General features: G+C 71.2%; 16 protein-coding genes and 1 pseudogene. 6 read left to right on the top strand and 11 right to left on the bottom strand.

Annotated elements, in window-relative coordinates:
* Positions 1-15 precede the first annotated feature (15 nt).
* The 5 genes from pyrE to ACFYYF_RS17235 all read right to left on the bottom strand — a co-directional run bounded on the left by pyrE (position 16) and on the right by ACFYYF_RS17235 (position 5,483).
* Positions 16-564 carry an orotate phosphoribosyltransferase gene (gene pyrE / locus ACFYYF_RS17255; RefSeq protein ID WP_365479266.1) on the bottom strand — a complete coding sequence of 183 codons (549 nt, stop codon included), beginning with the start codon at positions 562-564 and terminating at the stop codon, positions 16-18.
* Between the two features lie 10 nt (positions 565-574).
* On the bottom strand, positions 575-1,369 hold the full coding sequence (locus ACFYYF_RS17250) for an aldose 1-epimerase (RefSeq protein ID WP_388776365.1): 795 nt from the start codon (positions 1,367-1,369) through the stop codon (positions 575-577).
* 290 nt (positions 1,370-1,659) lie between these two features.
* Positions 1,660-3,054 carry a hypothetical protein gene (locus ACFYYF_RS17245; RefSeq protein ID WP_388776362.1) on the bottom strand — a complete coding sequence of 465 codons (1,395 nt, stop codon included), beginning with the start codon at positions 3,052-3,054 and terminating at the stop codon, positions 1,660-1,662.
* A gap of 67 nt (positions 3,055-3,121) precedes the next feature.
* Positions 3,122-4,786, bottom strand: a complete 1,665-nt coding sequence (locus ACFYYF_RS17240; RefSeq protein WP_388776360.1) for a polyamine aminopropyltransferase — start codon at positions 4,784-4,786, stop codon at positions 3,122-3,124.
* Positions 4,787-4,952: 166 nt separating this feature from the next.
* Positions 4,953-5,483, bottom strand: coding sequence for a DUF2617 family protein (locus ACFYYF_RS17235; RefSeq protein ID WP_361685374.1), 531 nt, complete (start codon positions 5,481-5,483; stop codon positions 4,953-4,955).
* Between the two features lie 859 nt (positions 5,484-6,342).
* Here ACFYYF_RS17235 and ACFYYF_RS17230 point away from each other — a divergent pair.
* A complete protein-coding gene (locus tag ACFYYF_RS17230) occupies positions 6,343-7,554 on the top strand; it encodes a pyridoxal phosphate-dependent aminotransferase (RefSeq protein ID WP_388776358.1) in 1,212 nt (403 codons plus the stop codon).
* A 39-nt stretch (positions 7,555-7,593) separates the two neighbouring features.
* Here the strand turns inward: ACFYYF_RS17230 and ACFYYF_RS17225 are convergent, their stop codons facing one another.
* On the bottom strand, positions 7,594-9,621 hold the full coding sequence (locus tag ACFYYF_RS17225) for a hypothetical protein (protein ID WP_388776356.1): 2,028 nt from the start codon (positions 9,619-9,621) through the stop codon (positions 7,594-7,596).
* Between the two features lie 472 nt (positions 9,622-10,093).
* Here ACFYYF_RS17225 and ACFYYF_RS17220 point away from each other — a divergent pair, with 472 nt between their 5' ends.
* Entirely contained in the window at positions 10,094-11,311 is a 1,218-nt protein-coding gene (locus ACFYYF_RS17220) for a hypothetical protein (RefSeq protein WP_388776354.1), read from the top strand.
* A gap of 58 nt (positions 11,312-11,369) precedes the next feature.
* Here the strand turns inward: ACFYYF_RS17220 and ACFYYF_RS17215 are convergent, their stop codons facing one another.
* Both ACFYYF_RS17215 and clpB read right to left on the bottom strand, forming a co-directional pair.
* On the bottom strand, positions 11,370-11,900 hold the full coding sequence (locus ACFYYF_RS17215; RefSeq protein ID WP_361685366.1) for a YbjN domain-containing protein: 531 nt from the start codon (positions 11,898-11,900) through the stop codon (positions 11,370-11,372).
* Between the two features lie 179 nt (positions 11,901-12,079).
* On the bottom strand, positions 12,080-14,692 hold the full coding sequence (clpB, locus tag ACFYYF_RS17210) for an ATP-dependent chaperone ClpB (protein ID WP_388776350.1): 2,613 nt from the start codon (positions 14,690-14,692) through the stop codon (positions 12,080-12,082).
* A gap of 129 nt (positions 14,693-14,821) precedes the next feature.
* Here clpB and ACFYYF_RS17205 point away from each other — a divergent pair, with 129 nt between their 5' ends.
* The gene (locus ACFYYF_RS17205) at positions 14,822-15,235 is read left to right on the top strand and encodes a TIGR03618 family F420-dependent PPOX class oxidoreductase (protein ID WP_361685362.1); all 414 of its coding nucleotides are present in this window, start codon (positions 14,822-14,824) and stop codon (positions 15,233-15,235) included.
* 161 nt (positions 15,236-15,396) lie between these two features.
* On the opposite strand, the gene ACFYYF_RS17200 is transcribed toward ACFYYF_RS17205, so the two are convergent.
* Positions 15,397-15,732 carry a hypothetical protein gene (locus ACFYYF_RS17200; RefSeq protein WP_355982012.1) on the bottom strand — a complete coding sequence of 112 codons (336 nt, stop codon included), beginning with the start codon at positions 15,730-15,732 and terminating at the stop codon, positions 15,397-15,399.
* A 371-nt stretch (positions 15,733-16,103) separates the two neighbouring features.
* On the opposite strand from ACFYYF_RS17200, the gene ACFYYF_RS17195 reads away from it, so the two are divergent.
* Together ACFYYF_RS17195 and ACFYYF_RS17190 are read left to right on the top strand one after the other, a co-directional pair.
* On the top strand, positions 16,104-17,048 hold the full coding sequence (locus ACFYYF_RS17195; protein ID WP_388776347.1) for a helix-turn-helix transcriptional regulator: 945 nt from the start codon (positions 16,104-16,106) through the stop codon (positions 17,046-17,048).
* Positions 17,049-17,071: 23 nt separating this feature from the next.
* Positions 17,072-18,076, top strand: a complete 1,005-nt coding sequence (locus tag ACFYYF_RS17190) for a LuxR C-terminal-related transcriptional regulator (protein WP_388776346.1) — start codon at positions 17,072-17,074, stop codon at positions 18,074-18,076.
* Here the strand turns inward: ACFYYF_RS17190 and ACFYYF_RS17185 are convergent.
* On the bottom strand, positions 18,009-19,079 hold the full coding sequence (locus ACFYYF_RS17185; RefSeq protein WP_388776344.1) for a LuxR C-terminal-related transcriptional regulator: 1,071 nt from the start codon (positions 19,077-19,079) through the stop codon (positions 18,009-18,011). The genes ACFYYF_RS17190 and ACFYYF_RS17185 overlap by 68 nt on opposite strands.
* Positions 19,080-19,422: 343 nt before the next feature.
* On the opposite strand from ACFYYF_RS17185, the gene ACFYYF_RS17180 reads away from it, so the two are divergent.
* The gene (locus ACFYYF_RS17180; RefSeq protein ID WP_388776342.1) at positions 19,423-20,091 is read left to right on the top strand and encodes a LuxR C-terminal-related transcriptional regulator; all 669 of its coding nucleotides are present in this window, start codon (positions 19,423-19,425) and stop codon (positions 20,089-20,091) included.
* On the opposite strand, the pseudogene ACFYYF_RS17175 reads toward ACFYYF_RS17180, so the two are convergent.
* A pseudogene (locus ACFYYF_RS17175) lies at positions 20,070-20,702 on the bottom strand (transposase family protein); the annotation flags it as partial. The gene ACFYYF_RS17180 and the pseudogene ACFYYF_RS17175 overlap by 22 nt on opposite strands.
* Between the last annotated feature and the right edge of the window lie 68 nt (positions 20,703-20,770).

Genomic DNA, 20,770 nt, shown 5'->3' with positions numbered 1-20,770 from the left:
CCCGCGGGAGCGTCGTCAGTCGAGCCCCAACTCGTCCTTGGAATAGGCGAAGAGGTACGGGACACCGGCGCCGGCCTCGATCTTCTCGGCGGCACCGGTGGCGCGGTCGACGATCGTGGCGACGCCGACGACCTCGGCCCCGGCCTCCCGGACGGCCTGGACGGCCTCGAGCGGGGAGCCGCCCGTCGTCGAGGTGTCCTCGACCACGAGGACGCGCCGGCCCTTGATCTCGGGACCCTCGACCCGGCGCTGCAGACCGTGCGCCTTGGCGGCCTTGCGGACGACGAACGCGTCCAGCCTGCGGCCCCTGGAGGCGGCGGCGTGCAGCATCGCACCCGCGACCGGGTCGGCGCCCATGGTCAGCCCGCCGACCGCGTCGAAGTCCAGGTCGGCGGTGAGGTCGAGGAGGACCTGCCCGACGAGCGGGGCGGCCTCGCCGTCCAGCGTGATCCGGCGCAGGTCCACGTAGTAGTCGGCCTCAAGACCCGAGGAGAGGGTCACCTTGCCGTGCACCACGGCCTTGTCCTTGATCTGCTGCAGCAGCGTGCCGCGTACATCACTCATGGACGCCAGCTTAGAGGCGCCGCCAGCTCCAGGTCGTGGTGGCTTCGAGGGGCTCGATGGGCGTGACCAGCCGGGGGTGGGTGTTGAGCCCGTTCGGCGGACCCGTCTGCGGCTCCACGCACACGGCGGCCTCCTGCTCGTCGTAGACGACGACCCACTGCTCTCGGCTCGCGACCTTCAGCTCCAGCCGCCCCGGCCAGGTGAGCGTGACGTCGACGCCCTCGGGCATGCCGAAGCAGTCGTCCCAGGGGCCGGGCGCCGGATCGACGCGGCGGCCGGTGGGGACGTGGTCGTCGCCGCGCTCCTCCTGCCAGGCGGGCCGGAAGTCCACGAGGACGTCCTCGCCGCCGTCGCCCAGGTTCCTGTTGAACCAGGGATGCCAGCCGATCTGGGCCGGGAAGGACTCCCCGTACGTCTCCACCGACATGGTGATCGCCAGGCCGTCCCCGGTGAGGGCGAACGCCTGGGTGACGCGGGCGGGGTGCGGCCAGGGCTCTACCAGGTCGTACGTGATCACGGCCTCGTCCGCGGTGACGCGGGCCGTCCTCCAGGCGCCGTCGCGGGCGGTGCCGTGGATGGCGTGCGGCGGGGAGTTGAGCGGCATCTGCCGGACGGCGGCTCCGTCGAGGAACCGGCCGTCGCGGATCCGACCGCACCACGGGACCATCGGGAAGCACCCGAACTTGGCGCCCTGCCGCAGCAGTTCGACGCCGCCGACCCGCAGACTCCCGACCCGTCCGCCGTGGCCCGGCGCCACGGTCACCTCCGCGTCACCCGCGGTCAGCGTGATGTCTTCGTTACTCACGCAGCCGACCCTACTGGGACACGAGCACCCCGCGGCCCCTCCGCCCCACCACCGACGCCGACGCCGACACCGACACCGACGCCGACGCCGACGCCGACGCCGAGGATCCCTCACCGCCCCGCACCCAAGTCACCACCTCAGAAGCGCCGGACGGCCGCCCCCGTAAGTACCGGCCTCAAAAGCGCCGCGCGGCCGACGGCCCAAGTCACCGACCCACAAACGCCCTGCAGCCACTCACCCAAGTCACCGCTTGAGCGGCGGTGCCGGGTTTCCGGGGCCCGGTCAGCGGTTCAACGGCGTTTGCGCAGGGCCCGGGTCAGGGCGATCGCCGAGGCCAGCGCGAGCGCCGCCGCGGGGGCCGCCCAGCGGAGGGTCGCGCGTGCGGCCGTCGCCTCCGGCGGGGGGACGGGGGCGTAGCGGCCGCGCGGCGGGGCGTGGTCGACCTCCTCGGCGCTGCGCCCGATCATCGTCCGCCGCGCGTGCGCCGCCTCGGCCATCGCGTCCGCCCGCCCCGGTCCTGCGGCCTCCGCCACGAAGTCCTCCCCGTCGAACTCGTCGTCGTCGCCCGCCGGACCGAGCGAGGAGGAGGTCACGTCGGCCTCGAATCCCGGGACCGCTTCGTCCTCGGGTTCGATGTCGGGCGCAGGCTCGCCCTCGGACTCGGCGTGGGGCCCGCCCTCGGATTCGGTGCCGGGCCCGGCTTCGCCCTCAAGTCCGGCGTCGGGTGCGGGTGCGGGTCCAGGTTCGGGGGTGGCGTCAGCCTGCGGTTCGGGACCGGCTTCCGGATGGGGTTCATGGTCAGCCTCGGGGACCGGGCCCGCTTCGGACGCCGGGCCGGCGTCGGGTGCGGGTCCGGCTTCAGGCGCCGGGCCTCCCTCAGGCACCGAGCCGACCTCAGGCACCGGACGGTCGGCCTCAGGCACCGGACGGTCGGCCTCAGGCACCGGACGGTCGGCCTCAGGCACCGGACGGTCGGCCTCAGGTGCCGGACTGGCCTGCGGCACCGGGCCGGCTTCGGGCGCCGGTGTCGGCCCGGTCGCGGCATGGGGTCCCGGGCCGGCACCTGGATCGGAACCGGAGCCGGAGCCGGAATCGGAACTGGAGCCGGAGTCGGGCCGGGAGGCCAGGTCCGCCGTCAGGGCTTCGGCGAAACGTGTCAGCAGGCGCGTGCCCGCCGAGGCCACGGCGTCGTGCGGGAGTTCCGCCACGCGGCCGTCGCCGGAGGCCGTGCCGCCGAAGGCGAGGGTGGTACCGCCGTCGCCGGGGAGGAGCCGCAAGGTCAGCGCCAGCTTCACCGCACCGGCGCCCCGCACCTCCGTGGCGTCGCCCTCGACGGCGTACGAGTCGTCGTCCTGGGCGGAGACACGGAACGAGCCGCGGTAGGTGATCGTGTGGCCGGCGACGCGGACCTTCAGCCGCCCGGCGATCCGCGCGTCCCGCCCGTAGGCGGCGCCCGGGGCCCCGTCGCCGGTGTCCTCCCCGCGCCCGGCGCCCGACGGCCCGCCCGAGGTGTCCCGCCGGGTCCCGGAGGCCCCCGGCGCACCCCCGCCCGGCTCCGTCGCGCCGTCGGTGACGGCCGACGCGTCCTGCTGGAGACCCGGGATCGCGCGGGCGACCCGGACGGGATCGGCCAGCGCCTCGCGCAGCCGCCCGGCCGGAAACGGAACGAACACCTCATGCTCCATGTCAGCCGAGCCTACCCAGCACGAACCGGACCGCACCCGCGTATCCCGGGATTCCCGGACCTTCCTCTCAGTCGGTGTACCGCGGATGCACCAGCGTGGAGGGCGGGAGCGGACGCGGGCCACGACTGCGGGAGGCGGCGCGCGCGTCCGCGGTCAGGGCCGCCTGGGTGAGGGTGCGCAGCCGGGGGCAGGAGGAGTCCAGCCGCAGGGGCGCGGGCACCCGGGAGGCGAGGATGAAACCCCAGTCGCCCGCGGCCCCCGCCGCGCCCGGGGCCCCGCCTGCGCCGCGACCGGGCCGGACCCCGAAGCCGGCGTCCCGGTCCCGCCCGCCGACGCGATAGGGCCTGGTGGACAGACCCGCCGCGCGGATCGTCGCCTCGACCGTCCAGAAGGCCCGGTGCCGGCCGGCCAGCGGCCCGGCGTGGACCACGAGACGCCCGCCGGGCGCGAGCACGCGGCGCGCGAGGCCGTAGAACTCCTGGGAGTACAGCTTGGTGACGCCGGTGACGCAGGGGTCGGGCAGGTCCGAGACGACGACGTCGTACCTCGACCGGTCGAAGCGCAGCCGGCTGAAGGCGTCCGCCGTCACCTCGTGGACCCGGGGGTCGTCGTACACGTGGTCGTTCAGGGCGGACAGCGCGGCGTCGCCGCGTGCGAGCCGGACCACGTCCGCGTCGGGTTCGACGATGTCGACGCGGCGCACACCGGGGTGGCGCAGCACCTCACGGGCGGCGAGCCCGTCACCGCCGCCGAGGATGAGCACGCGCGCGTGCGGTCCGTTCATCGCGGGGTGGACCAGCGCCTCGTGGTAGCGGCGCTCGTCGCGGCCGCTGAAGCGCAGACGGCCGTCGAAGAAGAAGCGGAGCGGGCGGCCGTGGCTGCCGCCGGTGACGACGGCCTCCTGCACGCCGGAGCGCAGCGCGACGCGGGCGTCCGCGCCGTACAGGGCGTGCCGCGCGGCCCGTTCGAAGTCGTCGACGAGCATCGCGGCCGAGGCCAGGAGGCCGAGCACGACGACGTTGGCGACGACCAGGGTCCAGCGCGCGCGGCGGCTCAAGTCGCCCCGGAACAGCCCGAGTACGAGGGCGCCGCCGGCGATCACGTTCACCGTTCCGGTCAGCAGCGCGCCGGAGAGCTGGCCGAGCTGGGGCAGCAGCAGGAACGGGAAGGCGAGGCCGCCGACGAGGGCGCCCACGTAGTCCGCCGCGAACAGGTCCGCGACGGCGCCGCCGGGGTCCTGACGGCGGATGCGCTGTATCAGCTCCATGAGCAGGGGGACCTCGGCGCCGATGAGCAGGCCGATGGTGAGCGAGAAGACCACCAGCAGACAGCGGGGTCCGTCGGCCCACGGGCCGCCCCAGCCGCCCGTCCAGGCGAACACCGCGTACAGGGCCATCGCGCTGCATCCGCCGACCAGGGCGAGCGCCGCCTCGACGGCGCCGAAACCGGCCGCGGCGCACCGGCGCAGCCGCTTGGCCGCGAGGGAGCCGACTCCCATGGCGAACACCATGACGGAGAGCACGACGGACGTCTGGGTGACCGAGTCACCGATCAAGTACGAGGCGAGGGCGACGAGTTCGAGTTCGTACACGAGTCCGCAGGCCGCGCAGACGAAGACGCCCGCGAGGACGAGGAACCTGCCGATGCCCGGACGGACGGGCAACCGCGCCTGGCCCTGGACGCCCCAGGGCGGCGGCGCGCCGGGTGGGGCTGGCGCGTGCGGTTCGATCACCCCGTGAACGCTACGTCACGCCGCCACTACGTCTCGTCACCCACACGTGTGGAAACCCTTGCTCTTCCTGGTGTACTGAGTTGACCTGGGCATCTTCCCGGCACTCCGGGCCGGAACCATCGCGCGCGAACCGCGCACGAACCTCGATGCCTCTTCGGCTCCGCCGTCAGACGCCCGACGCGCTGAGGGCCTCCGTCCGTACGCCGACTCGCGTACGTGTCGCGACCAACTGGCCGTCCTGCGGGTACGCGTGCCACGTACGCCAGTGGACCTGGCCCTCGTGCCGCTGGGCGAGCATCGCCGTGAACGCGTGCGGGCTGCCGGGGAAGACACCGGCGAGGCCCTGCGGGTGGTCGGAGACGAGGGCCAGCAACTCCTGGGCGCGGCCCGCGAAGGAGCCGGGGGACAGGATCTCGACGCGGGCCGCGAACTCGTACTCCCAGTCGCCGAACCTCTTCGCGACGCCGAGCGGCAGGGGCGTGCTGCTGCCGGCGATACAGGCGACGGTCTCCGAACAACTGCCCCGGTCCTCCTCCAGAAGGACCTGGTGGGACGCGCCGAGGAGTCTCAACTGGAGTTTCGCCCCGGCGAGTTCGAGATCGAGGGTGGCGAGGGCCGGCAGCGGTTCGCGGCCCAGCGCCCAGGCGAGATCGGCCGCGCGCGTGTCGGTGTACGAGGTTTTCAGGGTCGTGAGCATGGGTCGGCTCCGCTAGCACGCAAAGGTGAGGTGGGGTTCCTGCGCACCCGGTCAACACCGGGGGAACGGCCAGGCCAGCCCGGCCGGAAGGGCATCCGGCGGACGCGTCCGATAGGACCATCCGATGGACTTCCGAGGCCTGTCGGCCCAGGGCTGCTTGGTGATGTACCAGGGCCGCTTTGGTGGTTTAGAGGGAATCATGAACTGTGCTGCCGCCACAGCGTTTTTACCCAACTTCGTGGGGTTTCCATCCCCCCGAGGGCTCCACAGCTCAACTGTTCAACGACGAAGTGCGCCCGGCGCGCGAAGGCGCCCGTCGGCACTGGTGGGCCGACGGGCGCCTTCGTGCTGGGACGCGCCCCCTGCCGGGAGCTCGGTTGCCGCCCCCGCGGCGGAGCTCGGCTGCCCCGTGTCAGCTGCCTCCGCCGCAACCGCCCCCGCCGCACGAGGACCCGCCTCCGCAGGACGAGCCTCCGCACGACGAGTGACCCCCGCAGGAGTGCCCCCCGCCACTGTGGTGCCCGCCGCCGTGGTGGCCGCCGGACGAGCCTCCGGACGAACAGGACGACGCGGCACCACCCGCGCCACCGGCCCACCAGCTGCTGTCGCCGCCACTCCCGCTCCGGGAGGAACGGCCCTTCTTCCTGCCGTTCTTGCCCCCGCCGACGGCCCCCATGATCACAACGAGCAGGACGACCGCCAGGATGATGCCGATGACCATGGCGTCACCCTCCTTCCGTTCCCCCGAAGCGGCCCCCCGTGGGCCGTGTTTCTCGGTTCCAGCCTTGCGTGCCAGGGGGATGCCCCCACGCTTCCCGCCCCAAAGCAGAGTTGAGGAAGTCCAGAGCTTGGGCGCAGGATGGCGGCCATGACCTCCAGTGCGCGCCCCTTGCTGAACCGTCGGCTCGCCGAGTTCGGGACGACGATCTTCGCCGAGATGTCCGCCCTCGCGATGAGCACCGGCTCGATCAACCTCGGACAGGGCTTCCCCGACACCGACGGCCCCGAGGAGATCCGGGAGGCGGCCGTCCGCGCGCTGCGCGACGGACGCGGCAACCAGTACCCGCCGGGTCCCGGCGTCCCCGAGCTGCGCACCGCGATCGCCTCGCACCAGAAGCGCCACTACGGGCTGTCGTACGACCCCGACACCGAGGTCCTGGTGACGGCCGGCGCCACCGAGGCCATCGCCGCCGCGCTGCTCGCGCTCCTGGAGCCCGGCGACGAGGTGATCGCCCTGGAGCCGTACTACGACTCGTACGCGGCCTCGATCGCCATGGCGGGCGGCAGGCGCGTACCCGTGACGCTGCGCCCCGACGAGGCCGACGACGAGGACGGCGGGCGGCGCTTCCGGCTCGACCTCGACGAACTGCGCGACGCGGTCACCGAGCGGACCCGGCTGCTGCTGATCAACACCCCGCACAACCCGACCGGCACCGTCCTCACGCGCGCGGAGCTGACGGAGATCGCCCGGATCGCCGTCGAGCGGGATCTGCTCGTGGTGACGGACGAGGTCTACGAACACCTCGTCTTCGACGACGCCGAACACGTGCCGCTGGCGACGCTCCCGGGAATGCGCGAGCGGACGGTCACCATCGGCAGCGCGGGCAAGACGTTCTCGTTCACCGGCTGGAAGGTCGGCTGGGTGACCGCGCCCCCGGCCCTGGTCGGCGCCGTACGGTCGGCGAAGCAGTTCCTCACGTACGTGGCGTCGGGGCCCTTCCAGTACGCCGTCGCCGAGGCAATCGCGCTGCCGGACGCCTACTTCGAGGACTTCCGCGCCGACATGCTGCGCAAGCGGGACGTGCTGGCGGCGGGTCTCACCGAGGCGGGCTTCGCCGTCTTCCGGCCGCGGGGGACGTACTTCATCACCACCGACATCCGGCCGCTCGGCGAGAGCGACGGTTTCGCGTTCTGCCGCGCCCTGCCCGAACGGGCCGGTGTGGTGGCCATCCCGAACGCCGTCTTCTACGACCACCGCGAGGCGGGCGCCCCCTTCGTACGGTTCGCGTTCTGCAAGCGGGACGAGGTGCTGCACGAGGCCGCCGGGCGACTGCGCCGCCTGTCCTCCTGAACTCCGGTCGGCCCAGGGCGACCTGGGCCGACCGGCACGTCAGTGGAAGGCCCAGGTCAGGGCCACGGCGACGGTGAGGACGAACAGGGCGGGGCCGAGGGGGAGTCCGCGGGCCCGGCGGGAGGCCGGTTCGGTGGGGCGCAGTTCCGGGTGGTGGCGCAGCGCGTTGACCTCCTCGGCCATGCGCGCACAGGAGGGGTTGAAGCCGAGGCGCCGTTCCAGCTTGGACACGCCCAGGCCGGACAGTCGCCAGCCGGTGCCGTCCGGCAGCCGTGTCTCCACGCTCCCGTCCTTCATGTACCTGACCGGCCCCAGGCGGTCCCACGGCACGTGCCGCACCTTCCGCCATCCGGTCAGCCACACCCCCGAACTGTCGGCGGTGACACGCCAGTTGAGCAGTTCCGCCGCGAGCCCGAGCCAGGACAGCAGGACGAGCGTGAAGAGGACCTCCTTCACGCCGATCCCGTCCGTGACCAGATCGCGGGCGTTGAAGGCGACGTTCGCGACCACGATGAGAGTCACGACCGCGCCGCCGACGCGCGCCAGGGCGTTGGGCCCCCAGCTCAGCGGGCGTCCCGTCGTGATCAGCGTCGCGGGGACCGTGGTGGCGGCACCGCGGACGCCGCCGGTCGCGATGTCCGCCTCCGGCTGCGGGGCGCACACCGGTTCGTCGCCGGGGCGCAGCATCCGGACGGGCCCGCTCGTCCGGAGGACGGCCGGTTCCCCGTCCCGGGGCGTGGTGACGAGGAGCAGCTCACCACCGTCGTGAGGAGAACCGAACAGGACGGCCTCGCCCGGCCGCCCGGCAACACGGAACCATTCCTTCAGGCCATACTCCCGGCCCTCGCCCTGCTCCCCGTCCCGGTCCCCGTCCCCGTCCCGGTCCCGGTCCCCGTCGGCGTCGTCGGCGGCGTCGTCGGCAAACGCCGACGCGTACTCGCCATCGGTGAGGTGCACCGAGCCGTGCTCGGCACCCTTCGGGTGCTCCGGACCGTGTTCGGCATCCTCCGGGTCCGCCGGGCCGTGCTCGGCCGTGCCGGGCGCGTCGGCGACGAAAGACGCGCCGAGAACGGGCCGTCGCCCGGCGGGGTCGTCGCCCGCGTAGATCCAGACCACACCGTCGTCGTCCATGCGTTCCAGGACGCGCAGGACCGGAACCGGTCCACGGCGGAGCGCGGCGGCACGGCGGCGGGCGAGCAGACCGGTGACGAGCAGGGAGAGACCGGGAAGACCGGCGGCCAGCACCACGAACTGCGGGCCCATCGCGTCGTACGGCTCGGACGCCAGGCGCCGCCACGACCCGTCCTCCAGCACGGTCACGACGGATCCGGTGCGGTGGTCCTCCGGAGCGAGCGAGTCGAGCGTCAGCCGCCGTCCGTCGTGGGTACGGACCCGGACCGACTCGTCGTGGTGGCCGACCACCTTCGCCACGGTTCGGTCCGCGCGGTCCGCGTGCCGCTCGTCGTCCCGGACGCCCGCGAGTCCCTGGGCCACGAAGAAGGCCGCGACGGCGACGAGCACGACGCCGGCCGCGATCGGGATCATTCCGCGCCGCAGCGGCGCGCCGCGGTCGGGAACCGGGTGCCGTACGCCCGTGGCCTCCGCCACCAGGCCGCGCTGCCGGCGACGGGCGGCAAGGCGTTCCAGGGCGCCGGCCCAGCCGAACCCCAGGGCGGCGAGGACGCAGAGGTTCGCGGCGAGGGAGTCCGGGGCCGCGTCCGGCAGTTCCAGCCGGGCCACGACGACCGCCAGCGCGGGGGCCGCGACGAGCGTCAGCTCCGGCAGCCGGGCGAGCCAGTACAGCAGCCCCACGGCCAGGCCCATCTCCACCATGCCCGGCCAGTCGGCACTGCAGGGCGCGGCATCGGTGCACGGCGGTTCCGGCGCCACCGCGATCGCCCACACCACGGTGACCAGCAGTGCAAGGACGGACCAGAGCGGGTGCGCCCAGCGGGCGTGCCGGAGGCGCAACCACCGGGCCGCTTCCCCGGCGGACCACACGGGGGTGCCCGCGGGAACCGAGCGGGACGGAATCGGGGCCGGTATCGGGACCGGGGTCTGTGACACGCCAGGATTATGCGACACCACCGTCCGCCCACCAAGGCCCGGGCGCAGCGATCCCCCAGAACCGAAACCCGCCCGAAGACAGCAGCTCAGCCCCAGAACAAGGCGCCGCACCCGGGACCCGGCGACACAGCCCGGACGGGCCACCACGACGCACCCGCAGCCGGAATGCGACGCGAGGGGCCGTGCCGGTACATCGATGGCCGTCGCCACTAACGGCCACTTCTCTGCCCGACAGCGACGGCCTGATGCACCGGCACGGCCCCGACCCACCCACCGGACCGGAACCGCGACGACCACCGGACCGGAACCGCACCCGCCCACCGGACGGGAACCGCACCCGCGAACGGTTCAGGCCCGCCGTCTAGCACTGCCCCCGCCCCCCGCGCGGGCGGCGCGCCGAAGGCTTCGGCACGGAACCCGCACGGACGATCAAAGCTCGCGAATACCCCGTAGGGAAAGCACAGTTCGGGGTGTGACCCACCCGACCACCCTCGCCCGCCCCGCTCCCCCGGACCCCGGCGACCGCACCGTCCGGCCCTCCGGCTCCCCCGGATCCCCCCGCACCGCACGCGCCCTGCCGACCGGCGCGATCACGGCGCTCGGGGTGTTCGCGGCCGCGCGCCTGACCGGACTCCTCGTGCTCGCCGGGACCGCCTGGGCCACCGACCGGCACCCGGTCGCGCTGCTCGCCCGGTCCTGGGACTCGGTCTGGTACCTGGGGATCGCCGCGCACGGCTACGGCAGGACGCTCACGTTCCATCCCACGGTGATCCACAGCGACCTCGCGTTCTTCCCGCTCTTCCCGGCCCTCGTACGGGCCGTCACCACGCTGACCCCGCTGACCGGAGGCTCGGCGGGCCTGCTGGTCGCCTGGACCGCGGCGGCCGCCGCCGCGTGCGGGGTGTACGCGATCGGGGCCCGGCTGCACGGCCGCGCGGTGGGTACGGCGCTGGTGCTGCTGTGGGGTCTGCTGCCGCACTCGGTGGTGCTGTCGATGGCGTACACCGAGCCGGTACTGACCGCGTTCGCCGCCTGGTCGCTGTACGCGGTGCTCGACGGGCGCTGGCTGTGGGCCGGCTCGCTGGCCGCGCTCGCGGGGCTGACCAGGCCGAACGGCTTCGCGGTGGCCGCGGCGGTCATCGTCGCGGCGGCGCACGAGATCTGGCGGAGGCGCGGAAAAGTTTCCCACAGGGTGTGGACGGGCGCCGCGCTCGCGCCGGTCGGCTGGACCGGCTACGTGCTGTGGGTGGGACACCGCGAGGGCGACTGGCTCCACGGCTACTTCCAGGTGCAGCGGCTGTGGGGCTCGCGCTTCGACCTCGGCGAGGGGTCGCTCCACTTCGTCAAGCACCTGCTGCTGCACGGGGACCGGTTCGTGTTCCCGATGACCATGGTGATCGTCGCCGCGGCCGTGCTCCTGTACCTGCTGCTGATCGCGGACCGCGCGCCCCTGCCGCTGCTCGTCCACAGCGGCATCCTGCTGCTCATCGCGGTGGGCGGCTCGGGATTCTTCGAGTCGAAGCCGCGCTTCCTGCTCCCGGCGTTCCCGCTGCTGCTGCCGCTGGCCCGCGCGCTGGTCCGAACGGCGAGAGCCCGGCCCTGGCACGCGACCCTGGTGGTCGGTGCCCTGGCCGGGCTCTCGTTCGCCTACGGCGCCTATCTGGTCGTGATCGCGCACACCCCGCTCTAGGACCTGTCCCAGGGGTCGGTGCGCGCGGCGGACCGGGAGCGCCGCCGGGAGGACGGGCCTACTCTTCCTCGTCGTCCCCGGGCTTGTCCGTCTCGTTGATCTCCTGCTCCAGACCGAGCTGCTCGACGAGCCACTTGTCGAACTCGATGGCGGCGCGCACCCAGCTCACCGTGGAGGACACGAAGTGCTCCAGGCTGACGCCGGTGCCGATCAGCATCTGCGCCTCGCCGATCAGGCGGACGGTGCCGTCGTCGTGGGTGTGGCTGTAGACCTTGGGCCACAGGGTGCGGCGGTTCCAGTCGTCGATCGACTCCAGGAGCGCGGGCTTCTCCTCGAGCTGGTGCGGCCGGTCGTAGAACGTCCGCACCGAGAAGACCTGCTGGTCACCCTCGCCGCGGAACATGAAGTACGTACGGAACTCCTCCCACGGCGCCGCGAGGTCACCCTCGTCGTCGACGACGTACTTCAGCTCCATCTGCTCCAGGAGCTGCTTCACGAGGTCCTGATCCGGGACCACGGGGCCGGCGGGGCCGGGCTGCGGCTCGGGCTGGCCCCCGAAATTCGGAATCGAGGACGGGTCGATGCTCACCGTGTATTTCCCTTCGTACGGATGCTGCCATCCTCTCTCATGCGGGGCGGGGAGTGGCAACCTCTGACCGGCCCTGTCCGCCGGGGGCTGACAAGATCCGGTCACGTACGGGCCTCGGACGGGCAAAGGGAGGGCCGCGGCGGTGCGCCGCGGCCCTCCCCGCCGGGTTCCGGTACCGCCTACAGCGTCTTGCCCGTGGCCGGGCCCACGATCAGGCCCTCGCCGAAGGCGTCCACCCGGACCGTGTCGCCGTCCTTGACCTCGCCCGCCAGGATCTCCTTGGCCAGCCGGTCGCCGATGGCGGTCTGGACGAGGCGCCGCAGCGGGCGCGCTCCGTACGCCGGGTCGTTGCCCTCCTCGGCGAGCCAGGCCAGCGCCGCGTCGGTGACCTCCAGGGTGAGCCGGCGCTCGGCGAGCCGCCGCGCCAGGGAGTCGATCTGGAGGCGGGCGATGCGCTCCAGCTCCTGCTGGTCGAGGGCGGAGAAGACGACGAGGTCGTCCAGCCGGTTCAGGAACTCGGGCTTGAAGGACGCCCGGACGACCTCCAGGACCTGCCGCCTGCGCTCCTCCTCGGAGGCCGACGGATCGGCGAGGCTCTGCCCGCTCAGGAACTGGCTGCCCAGGTTCGAGGTGAGGATCAGGATGGTGTTGCGGAAGTCGACCGTGCGCCCCTGACCGTCCGTCAGCCGCCCGTCGTCCAGGACCTGGAGCAGGATGTCGAAGACCTCGGGGTGCGCCTTCTCCACCTCGTCGAGCAGGATCACGCTGTACGGGCGCCGGCGCACCGCCTCGGTGAGCTGGCCGCCCTCCTCGTAGCCGACGTACCCGGGAGGCGCGCCGACCAGCCGGGCCACGCTGTGCTTCTCGCCGTACTCCGACATGTCGATGCGGACCATCGCCCGTTCGTCGTCGAAGAGGAAGTCGGCCAGCGCCTTGGCCAGTTCGGTCTTGCCGACGCCCGTCGGGCCGAGGAAGAGGAAGGAGCCGGTGGGCCGGTCCGGGTCGGCGATCCCGGCCCGGGTGCGCCGCACGGCGTCGGACACCGCCCCCACGGCCTCGGACTGGCCGATCAGACGGCGGCCCAGCTCCGCCTCCATGCGCAGCAGCTTCTGCGTCTCGCCCTCCAGGAGGCGGCCGGCGGGGATGCCGGTCCAGGAGCCGACGACGTCCGCGATGTCGTCCGGTCCGACCTCCTCCTTCACCATGGTGTCCTTGGCGACCTCCTCCTCGGCCTGCGAGGCTTCCTCCAAGTCCCGCTCCAGGGTGGGGATCTCGCCGTAGAGCAGCTTGGAGGCGGTGTCGAAGTCGCCGTCGCGCTGGGCGCGTTCGGCCTGGCCGCGCAGCTCGTCGAGCTTCTCCTTCAGCTCACCGACGCGGTTGAGGGACTGCTTCTCCTTCTCCCAGCGGGCGTTGAGCCCGCGCAGCTCCTCCTCCTTGTCGGCGAGGTCGCGGCGCAGTCTGTCCAGGCGTTCCCTGCTGGCGGCGTCGGTCTCCTTGCCGATCGCCAGCTCCTCCATCTTCAGCCGGTCGACGACGCGCTGGAGCTCGTCGATCTCGACGGGAGAGGAGTCGATCTCCATGCGCAGCCGTGAGGCCGCCTCGTCGACGAGGTCGATGGCCTTGTCGGGCAGGAAGCGGGAGGTGATGTAGCGGTCGGACAGGCTCGCGGCGGCCACCAGGGCCGAGTCGGCGATCTGGACCTTGTGGTGGGCCTCGTAGCGCCCCTTGAGTCCGCGCAGGATGGCGATGGTGTCCTCGACCGTCGGCTCGGCGACCAGCACCTGCTGGAAGCGCCGCTCCAGCGCCGGGTCCTTCTCGATCCGCTCGCGGTACTCGTCCAGCGTGGTCGCGCCGACCATGCGCAGCTCGCCGCGGGCGAGCATGGGCTTGAGCATGTTGCCGGCGTCCATGGCGGAGTCGCCGCCCGCGCCGGCGCCGACGACGGTGTGCAGCTCGTCGATGAAGGTGATGATCTGCCCGTCGGAGTCCTTGATCTCCGCGAGCACGGTCTTCAGGCGCTCCTCGAACTCGCCGCGGTACTTCGCGCCGGCCACCATCGCGCCGAGGTCGAGCGAGACGAGCCGCTTGTTCTTCAGGGACTCCGGTACGTCGCCCTTCACGATCCGCTGGGCGAGCCCCTCGACGACGGCGGTCTTGCCGACACCGGGCTCGCCGATGAGGACGGGGTTGTTCTTCGTGCGGCGGGACAGGACCTGCACCACCCGGCGGATCTCGTGGTCCCGGCCGATGACGGGGTCGAGCCTGCCCTCGCGGGCCGCGGCGGTGAAGTCCGTGCCGAACTTTTCGAGCGCCTTGTACTGGCCCTCGGGATCCGCGGTCGTCACCCGGCGCCCTCCCCGTGTCTTCTGGAACGCGTCCAGCAGCTTCTTCGCACTGGCGCCCTGCTGGGAGAGTACGTCGGCGGTCGTCCCGCCCTTGGCGGCGATGCCGATGAGCAGGTGTTCGGTGGAGATGAACTCGTCGCCCAGCTCCTTGGCACGCTCGGCGGCGTCGGCGATGACCGCGAGCGTCTCGCGGTTCGGCTGCGGGGGCGCGACGGTGGAGCCGGTCACGCTGGGCAGTGCGGCGAGCACGCGTTCGGTGCCGGAGCGGACCGAGGCCTGATCGGCGTCCACGGCCGCCAGCAGATCGATGAGGTTCTCGTTGTCCTGCCCCTCGAGCAGAGCGAGCAGCAGGTGGGCGGGGGTGAGATCCGGGTGCCCCTCCCGCACGGCGCGGTTGCTGGCCGCGTTGATCGCGTCCCGGCTCCTGTTGGTCAGCTCGGCGTCCACGTTCGCGTTCTCCTCCTCCTGGTGGCTGACGGTTCCCTGACTCGTCCAGCGTACACAAAGTTGAGTCTATTCCGCTCAAGGCTGGAAGGACCGGAAATGGGACGCCCGGCAGGCGTAGATTCAGGCCTCATGGCTTCCTATCCGGTGGACCCGCGGCAGCCCGACGCCGCTTACCTGAGCTTCTGGCGCGAGCGCCACCTGTGCACGCTGACCACCCTGCGGCCCGACGGAAGCCCGCACGTGGTGCCCGTCGGCGTTACATACGACCCCGAGGCCGGTCTCGCTCGGGTCATCACCAACAAGTCGAGCCGGAAGGTCGCCCACGTGCTGGCGGCCGGGCCGGACGGGGCACGGGTGGCCGTCTGCCAGGTGGACGGCGGGCGCTGGGCGACGCTGGAGGGCCGGGCCCGGGTCTCCACGGATCCCGAGCGGGTCGCGGAGGCGGTACGGCGTTACGCGGAGCGCTACGAGCGCATGCCGTCGCCGAACCCGGCCCGGGTGGCGATCGAGATCGAGCTCACGGCGGCGATGGGCCGCGGATGAGACCGCCGACGGACATCGCGCGGCCGCGGCCGGCCAGGGAGCGTACGGGCCGAAACCCGGAGATTTCCCCGGAAACTGCAGCGGCGTCACCGTGTTCAGGTCACGGTGACGCCGCTGCGGGGGGAAGTACCTGCGCGATCTACTACGACGGGGGAATCGCGTCAGGCACTGCGGGGGGTGGCTGCGATGGTCTCGACGTCCGGGACGTCCGGACCGGTGAGCTGGTGGTCACGCTGATCGAGGTTCACGAAGATCATTCCATACCGGATGGCGCACCGGACGGGCTGCGGCGCCCCCCGAGGCCGCCGCAGACACCGGTAGGCCCGCACGTCCTCGTCGTCGTCGCGGGTGACGACGACGGGCTCTCCGAAGACGGTCACCATCAGCGAGTCCCCGCTGTACGGGATGGCGGTGACCAGATCGATGAAGTGCCAGCCGGACCGGTAGGCGGTGGCCATCTCACGGCGGAAGGAACGGTCGTCGGGAGGAATAGTCATGTCAAGCCCAGACACTGTCGTCAGTGCGGTCAGGAGACACCGGCCAAACGCTGTCGCCGGCTACCACCGTGACCGCGGCCGACGGCCAGACGCTGTCCGCCCGAACGTCGCCCTTCGCGTCGGAGAGGCCACTCAGCGCTCCGAAGGCCGTGACGGCGGAGAAGGCGGCGACAAGCACCAAGCGAAGCATTTTTGTACGCATAATCGGCTTCGTCCTCACTTGAAGGTCCCTCTTCCCCCGTCGGATACGACGATGGCTCATTTGGGGAGGTCGTGGCCACACAATCGATGCATCATGTTCCTGCACGTTCAGGACCCTGGGGGGTGGAGATTTGACAACCAATGGGACTAAAGCGACACACCCCCATGCGATGACCAAGTTGTGTGGGGAAGGTGGCCGACTTTACGCGGTCGCTCTCCGCACGGGGCGTATCGCCCGCGCAGATGTGGAGAGCGCTCCCTGCTTGATGGAGTTCGCCCTTCTGCACCCGGATCCCGACGATGCGGACTGGCTGCGCCCCGTGCCCGCGTCGGCCGCCCTGGCTCAGCGGCTCAACGCCATAGAGCGCGAGATCACCGAGCGTAGACGGATGTCGATCGAACTGGCCGACGCTTTCGAGCCGTTCATGACCCTCAGCGCGCAAGCGGCTGCGCCCACTCACTCGATCACGGTGCTCGAGGGCAACGACCGGATCAACGCGGCACTCGACCTGGCCACGGCCCAGTGCCAGACCGAGATGCTCACGGTCCAGCCGAGCGGCCCCCGCCCCGAACGCAACCTCATACAGGGGCTGGAGCGGGACAGGCCCCTGATCGAACGCGGTGTGCGCATCCGGACCCTCTATCAGCACACCGCGCGCTACAGCCCCGAGAAACTGGCCTACGTGGACCAGCTCTCCAACGGCAAGGTGGAGCACCGCACCATCGACGAGCTGGTCGAGCGGCTCATCATCTGCGACACGACCGTCGCCTTCATCCCCACCCGTGACGACCAGAAGGTGGCCCTTGAGCTTCGCCACCCTGGCCTCGTCCGCTATCTGATCAAGGTCTTCGAGTTCATGTGGGGCCGCTCCGTCCCGCTGAACGCCGGCGCACCCTACGAAACCACCCCCGACGGCATCACGGACATCCAGCACTCCATCGCGAAACTCCTCGTGGAGGGCCACGTGGACGAGGCCATCGCGCGTCGGCTGGGGATGAACGTCCGGACCTGCCGCGCTCACATCGCCAAGCTGGCCTCCGCCCTCGGCAGCGGGAGCCGGGCCCAACTCGGCTTCCTGATCGCCCAGTCGGGGCTCCTGGACCAGGAGAGCTGAATGCCGAGAAAACAGAGCCACAGGTGACGACCGGGGCGCACGAGCACGGCGCCGAAGAACTATGCCAGGCGGGCCTGGAACTGTACGCCCGCGCACTCCACGAGGGCTGTGTCACCCAGCTGGAGGCCGAGCCCGTGCCGTGCCTGATCGACTTCGGCCTGCTTCAGCCGGACATCGAGGACATGCGATGGCTGCGTCCCGTGGCCCCTGCCGTGGCACTCCCTCGGCTGTTGCACAGCACCGCTGACGCCATCGCACAGCAGCGACAGCGCGAGGCGCGCCTGGCGGAGGCGTTCGAGCCGCTCATGCGGATCGACGGGCCCCACGCCACGACGGCAGAGACCCCGACGATCAACGTGCTCAGCGGTCTCCAGCGCATCAACTCTGTCATCACTCAGACGATGACCGCCGCACACGAAGAACTCCTCACCATTCAGCCCCACAACGGGCGAAATGCCATATCTGCGCGAGAGTCCCTGGAACGCGACCAGGCCCTGCTGGACCGGGGTGCCCGCATCCGTACGCTCTACCAGCACACGCTCCGCCACTCGCCAGCAGTGGTCGCCCGCCATGAACTGCTGAAGGGCGATATCGCGGTCCGCACCCTCGACGAAGTCACCGAACGCCTCATCATCATCGACCGCACTGTCGCGTTCATTCCGGCGAACAAGGACCGCACCCTCGCGCTGGAAGTCCGCAACCCGGCCCTGATCACCTTCTTCGTGATCACCTTCGAGCGCCTGTGGCGCCTGGCCACGCCCATGTACCCGCAAGCCGCCCAGCGACCCACTCTGAACGGCATCACCCCCCGCCAACGCGCCATCGCGAGTCTCCTCGTCGAAGGACACACAGACGCCGCCATAGCCGACCGCCTCGGCATGAACGTCCGCACCGCCCGAGTCCACATAGCCAAACTCGCCGCCACCCTCGGCAGCGAGAGCCGTGCCCAACTCGGCTTTCTCATAGGTCGGTCGGGGATCCTTGATCAGGCACACCAGGAGGCTCGGGAACAACCTCGGGAACGGTGATCGTCCCTGGCTCTGGAGTCCGCCAAGGCCTGTCCAGCCCTGCCTGAGCGATGCGGACGCCCAGTTGGGTGCGGCTCGCCGCGCCCAGCGTCTCCGAGAGCCGGGCGATGTGCGCCCGGCAGGTCCGCACGCTGATGCCCAGGCGCTCCGCGACGACCGCGTCCTGATGACCCTCGGCCAGCAGCGCCGCGATGGACCGCTCCCGGTGGGTGATGCCCTCGATGCCCGTCGAGGGGATGGCCGACGTCAGCGGGATCGCCAGCCGCCACAGCCGCTCGAAGACCGTCACCAGGTAGTCCACCAGCGCCGGGTGACGCAGCTCCAGCGCGATCGTGCGGTCCGTGTTGGCGGGGATGAACGCGACCGTGCGGTCGAAGAGGATGAGCCGCTCCACGACCTCGTCGAGGGTACGGGCCTCCGCGGCGTCGCCCATCAACTCCATGTAGTTCAGCAGGCCTTGGCCGTGCCGGGCCACGTGGGTGTACAGATCGCGCATCCGCACCCCGCGCCGCCGCATCTCCAGCGCCCGGTGCAGTCCCTCGACGAGTTCGTCCTCGCGCCGGATGCCGCCCGGCTGCACCGTCAGGACCTCGCGGGTGCACTCCTGGGTCGCCTTGTCCATGGCGGCGTGGATCCGCGGCAGTCCGTCGAGGACCCGGATCGCCACGCCCTCGGCCGGCGTCCGCACCCGGCCGCCGAGGCCCGCGTACCACTCGACGGCGGACACCGCGTCGCCCACCCGCGCCTGGCTCGCGCTGACTTCCTCGTACACGCCCCGCAGGAGCCGGTTCATGACCTCCTGGGGCGAGGTCGGCACCAGCCAGCCCATGTCGTCCGGATCGGGGTGCAGCAGCGCCAGTTCCAGCAGGCAGGGAACCGACTCGGCGTCCTCGCGGGGCACCCGGCCCCGCCGCACGGCCCGGGAGTACACCCGGTCGCCCGCATCGCACAGCCGGTCAGCGCCGTGCGGATGCCTGTCCGTCCCGTGCCCGCCATCTCCCACCTCTGGCTCCAGCCCTTTCCGCGGTGAGACGCCTCGGCCTTTTCCGCAGCGCAACTATGCGCGGCCCCGATCGGCATCGCAACAAGGCAGCGTCGTGGTCGCGCCCGTTCTCGTCCCGCTTTGCCCATATAAGTCCCCACTCCACCTGACCCCTTGCAACAAGATGACGGTGGCGACCTTGTATCCGCGGAGCGCATTCTTGGTGAAGGGCGGGGATTGACTCCCCCGTCGACGAAAACGCTCGTGCAACTCGGGCGCAGCGGCACCCTGAACGACCCTGGCCGGATTTCCCCCATCCGGCCAGGGTCCTCATGGTGTGCCGTATCAAACGGGGAGGTTGCAAGTGATACGGATCGGAATTTTCGGGCATCATTCACTAGAACGCGCCGGTGTACGTCGGACCGTTGAACAGGACGATCAACTGCACGTCGTCAGCGAGGGCTCCATCGCATCGGCATCCCGGCTCGCACGTACGGCGACGCCGGAAATACTCGTACTGAGCCATTCCAGCGTCGACGACGCCCTGAACACACTCGAAGAATTGAACCAGCTCGCCATCACGGCCAAGAGAATTGTCCTCATGGACCGTGTCACGGAGCCCGTAGCCCAAAGACTTCTCCGCAACGGGGCGAACGGCATCCTGCACAGCGGCGACTGCGTGACGAATCTCCTGTGGGCCATACGAGCGGCCCGCGCCGGCAGTGTGGCGCTCGCGCCGGAGGTGGCTCGCCCCGTGGTGACCCGTTACCTCGAACCCAGTTACGCGGCGGAAGAAGGGAACACCGCTCGGGAGCAGCTGAGAGGCCTCAGCCCCAGGTGCCAGGAGATCCTGAGTCTCCTGGGCGAAGGACTCTCGAACCTCGCCATCGCCGAAAAGCTCAGCATCAGCAAGCACACCGTAAAGGATCACGTGCGCACGATCTACGAAACGATCGGTGTCGAAAACCGCGTACAAGCCGCCGGGGTCGCCTGGCGATCTCAGTACCGTGATCAGCAACTCCACAATTCGTGAGCGGCATTGCACCAGGTCCTGCCGATGCGACTGGTTGAGCAGCGTACTCGCCGCAGTAGCTGCCAAGACGTGAGGCGGGCGAAGGCTCGTTCACCGGGAGCACGGATTCGGCGTGGTCGCGGTTGTATCACTGGTAGTGCTCAGGCAGCTCACGGGTGGCCGTAGTAGGGAGTACGGCCAGTGGCACCGGCACCCTGGTACGCGCGGTCGGCCAAGACGAGGATCTGACGCGAGAGACAGGCTTGGACGCTCCCGTGGGCACGGGCCGCGGTCAGGTCATGGGCCCATCCCGGTGTCGCCCGCGAGAACCAGGGCGGCGGGCCGTCAGGACGTACGACGACCTGGGCATTCATGCGGTTTTTCTTGTGTTTCTGCGAGTAGTACGGCTGGTCTACCTTGACGCGGTCGACGGGGATCAGCGTCCTGTCGACGATGATGAAGTCGCCTTCGCCCAGGCCGACGAGGGCCTCTTGCAGCCCTGCCGCCCACGAGGCGATGATCTCGACGGTCTCATGCACATACCGCCAGGCCGTCGCCTCGGAGACTCCGAAGCCGGCGCCGACCTGTGCCGGCGTCTCGTCCCTCCGCAGGTGCGCGAAAATCAGCAACGACGAAGTGCTTCGCCATGTCACCCCATCTGACCAGCCCATTTCACTCCTGAAGCACAAGATGAAAGAGG

Source organism: Streptomyces sp. NPDC001914, assembly GCF_042891215.1.
Lineage (GTDB): Bacteria > Actinomycetota > Actinomycetes > Streptomycetales > Streptomycetaceae > Streptomyces.
Note: the sequence above shows the minus strand (reverse complement) of the source record. Positions and strands in the feature narration are given on the sequence as shown.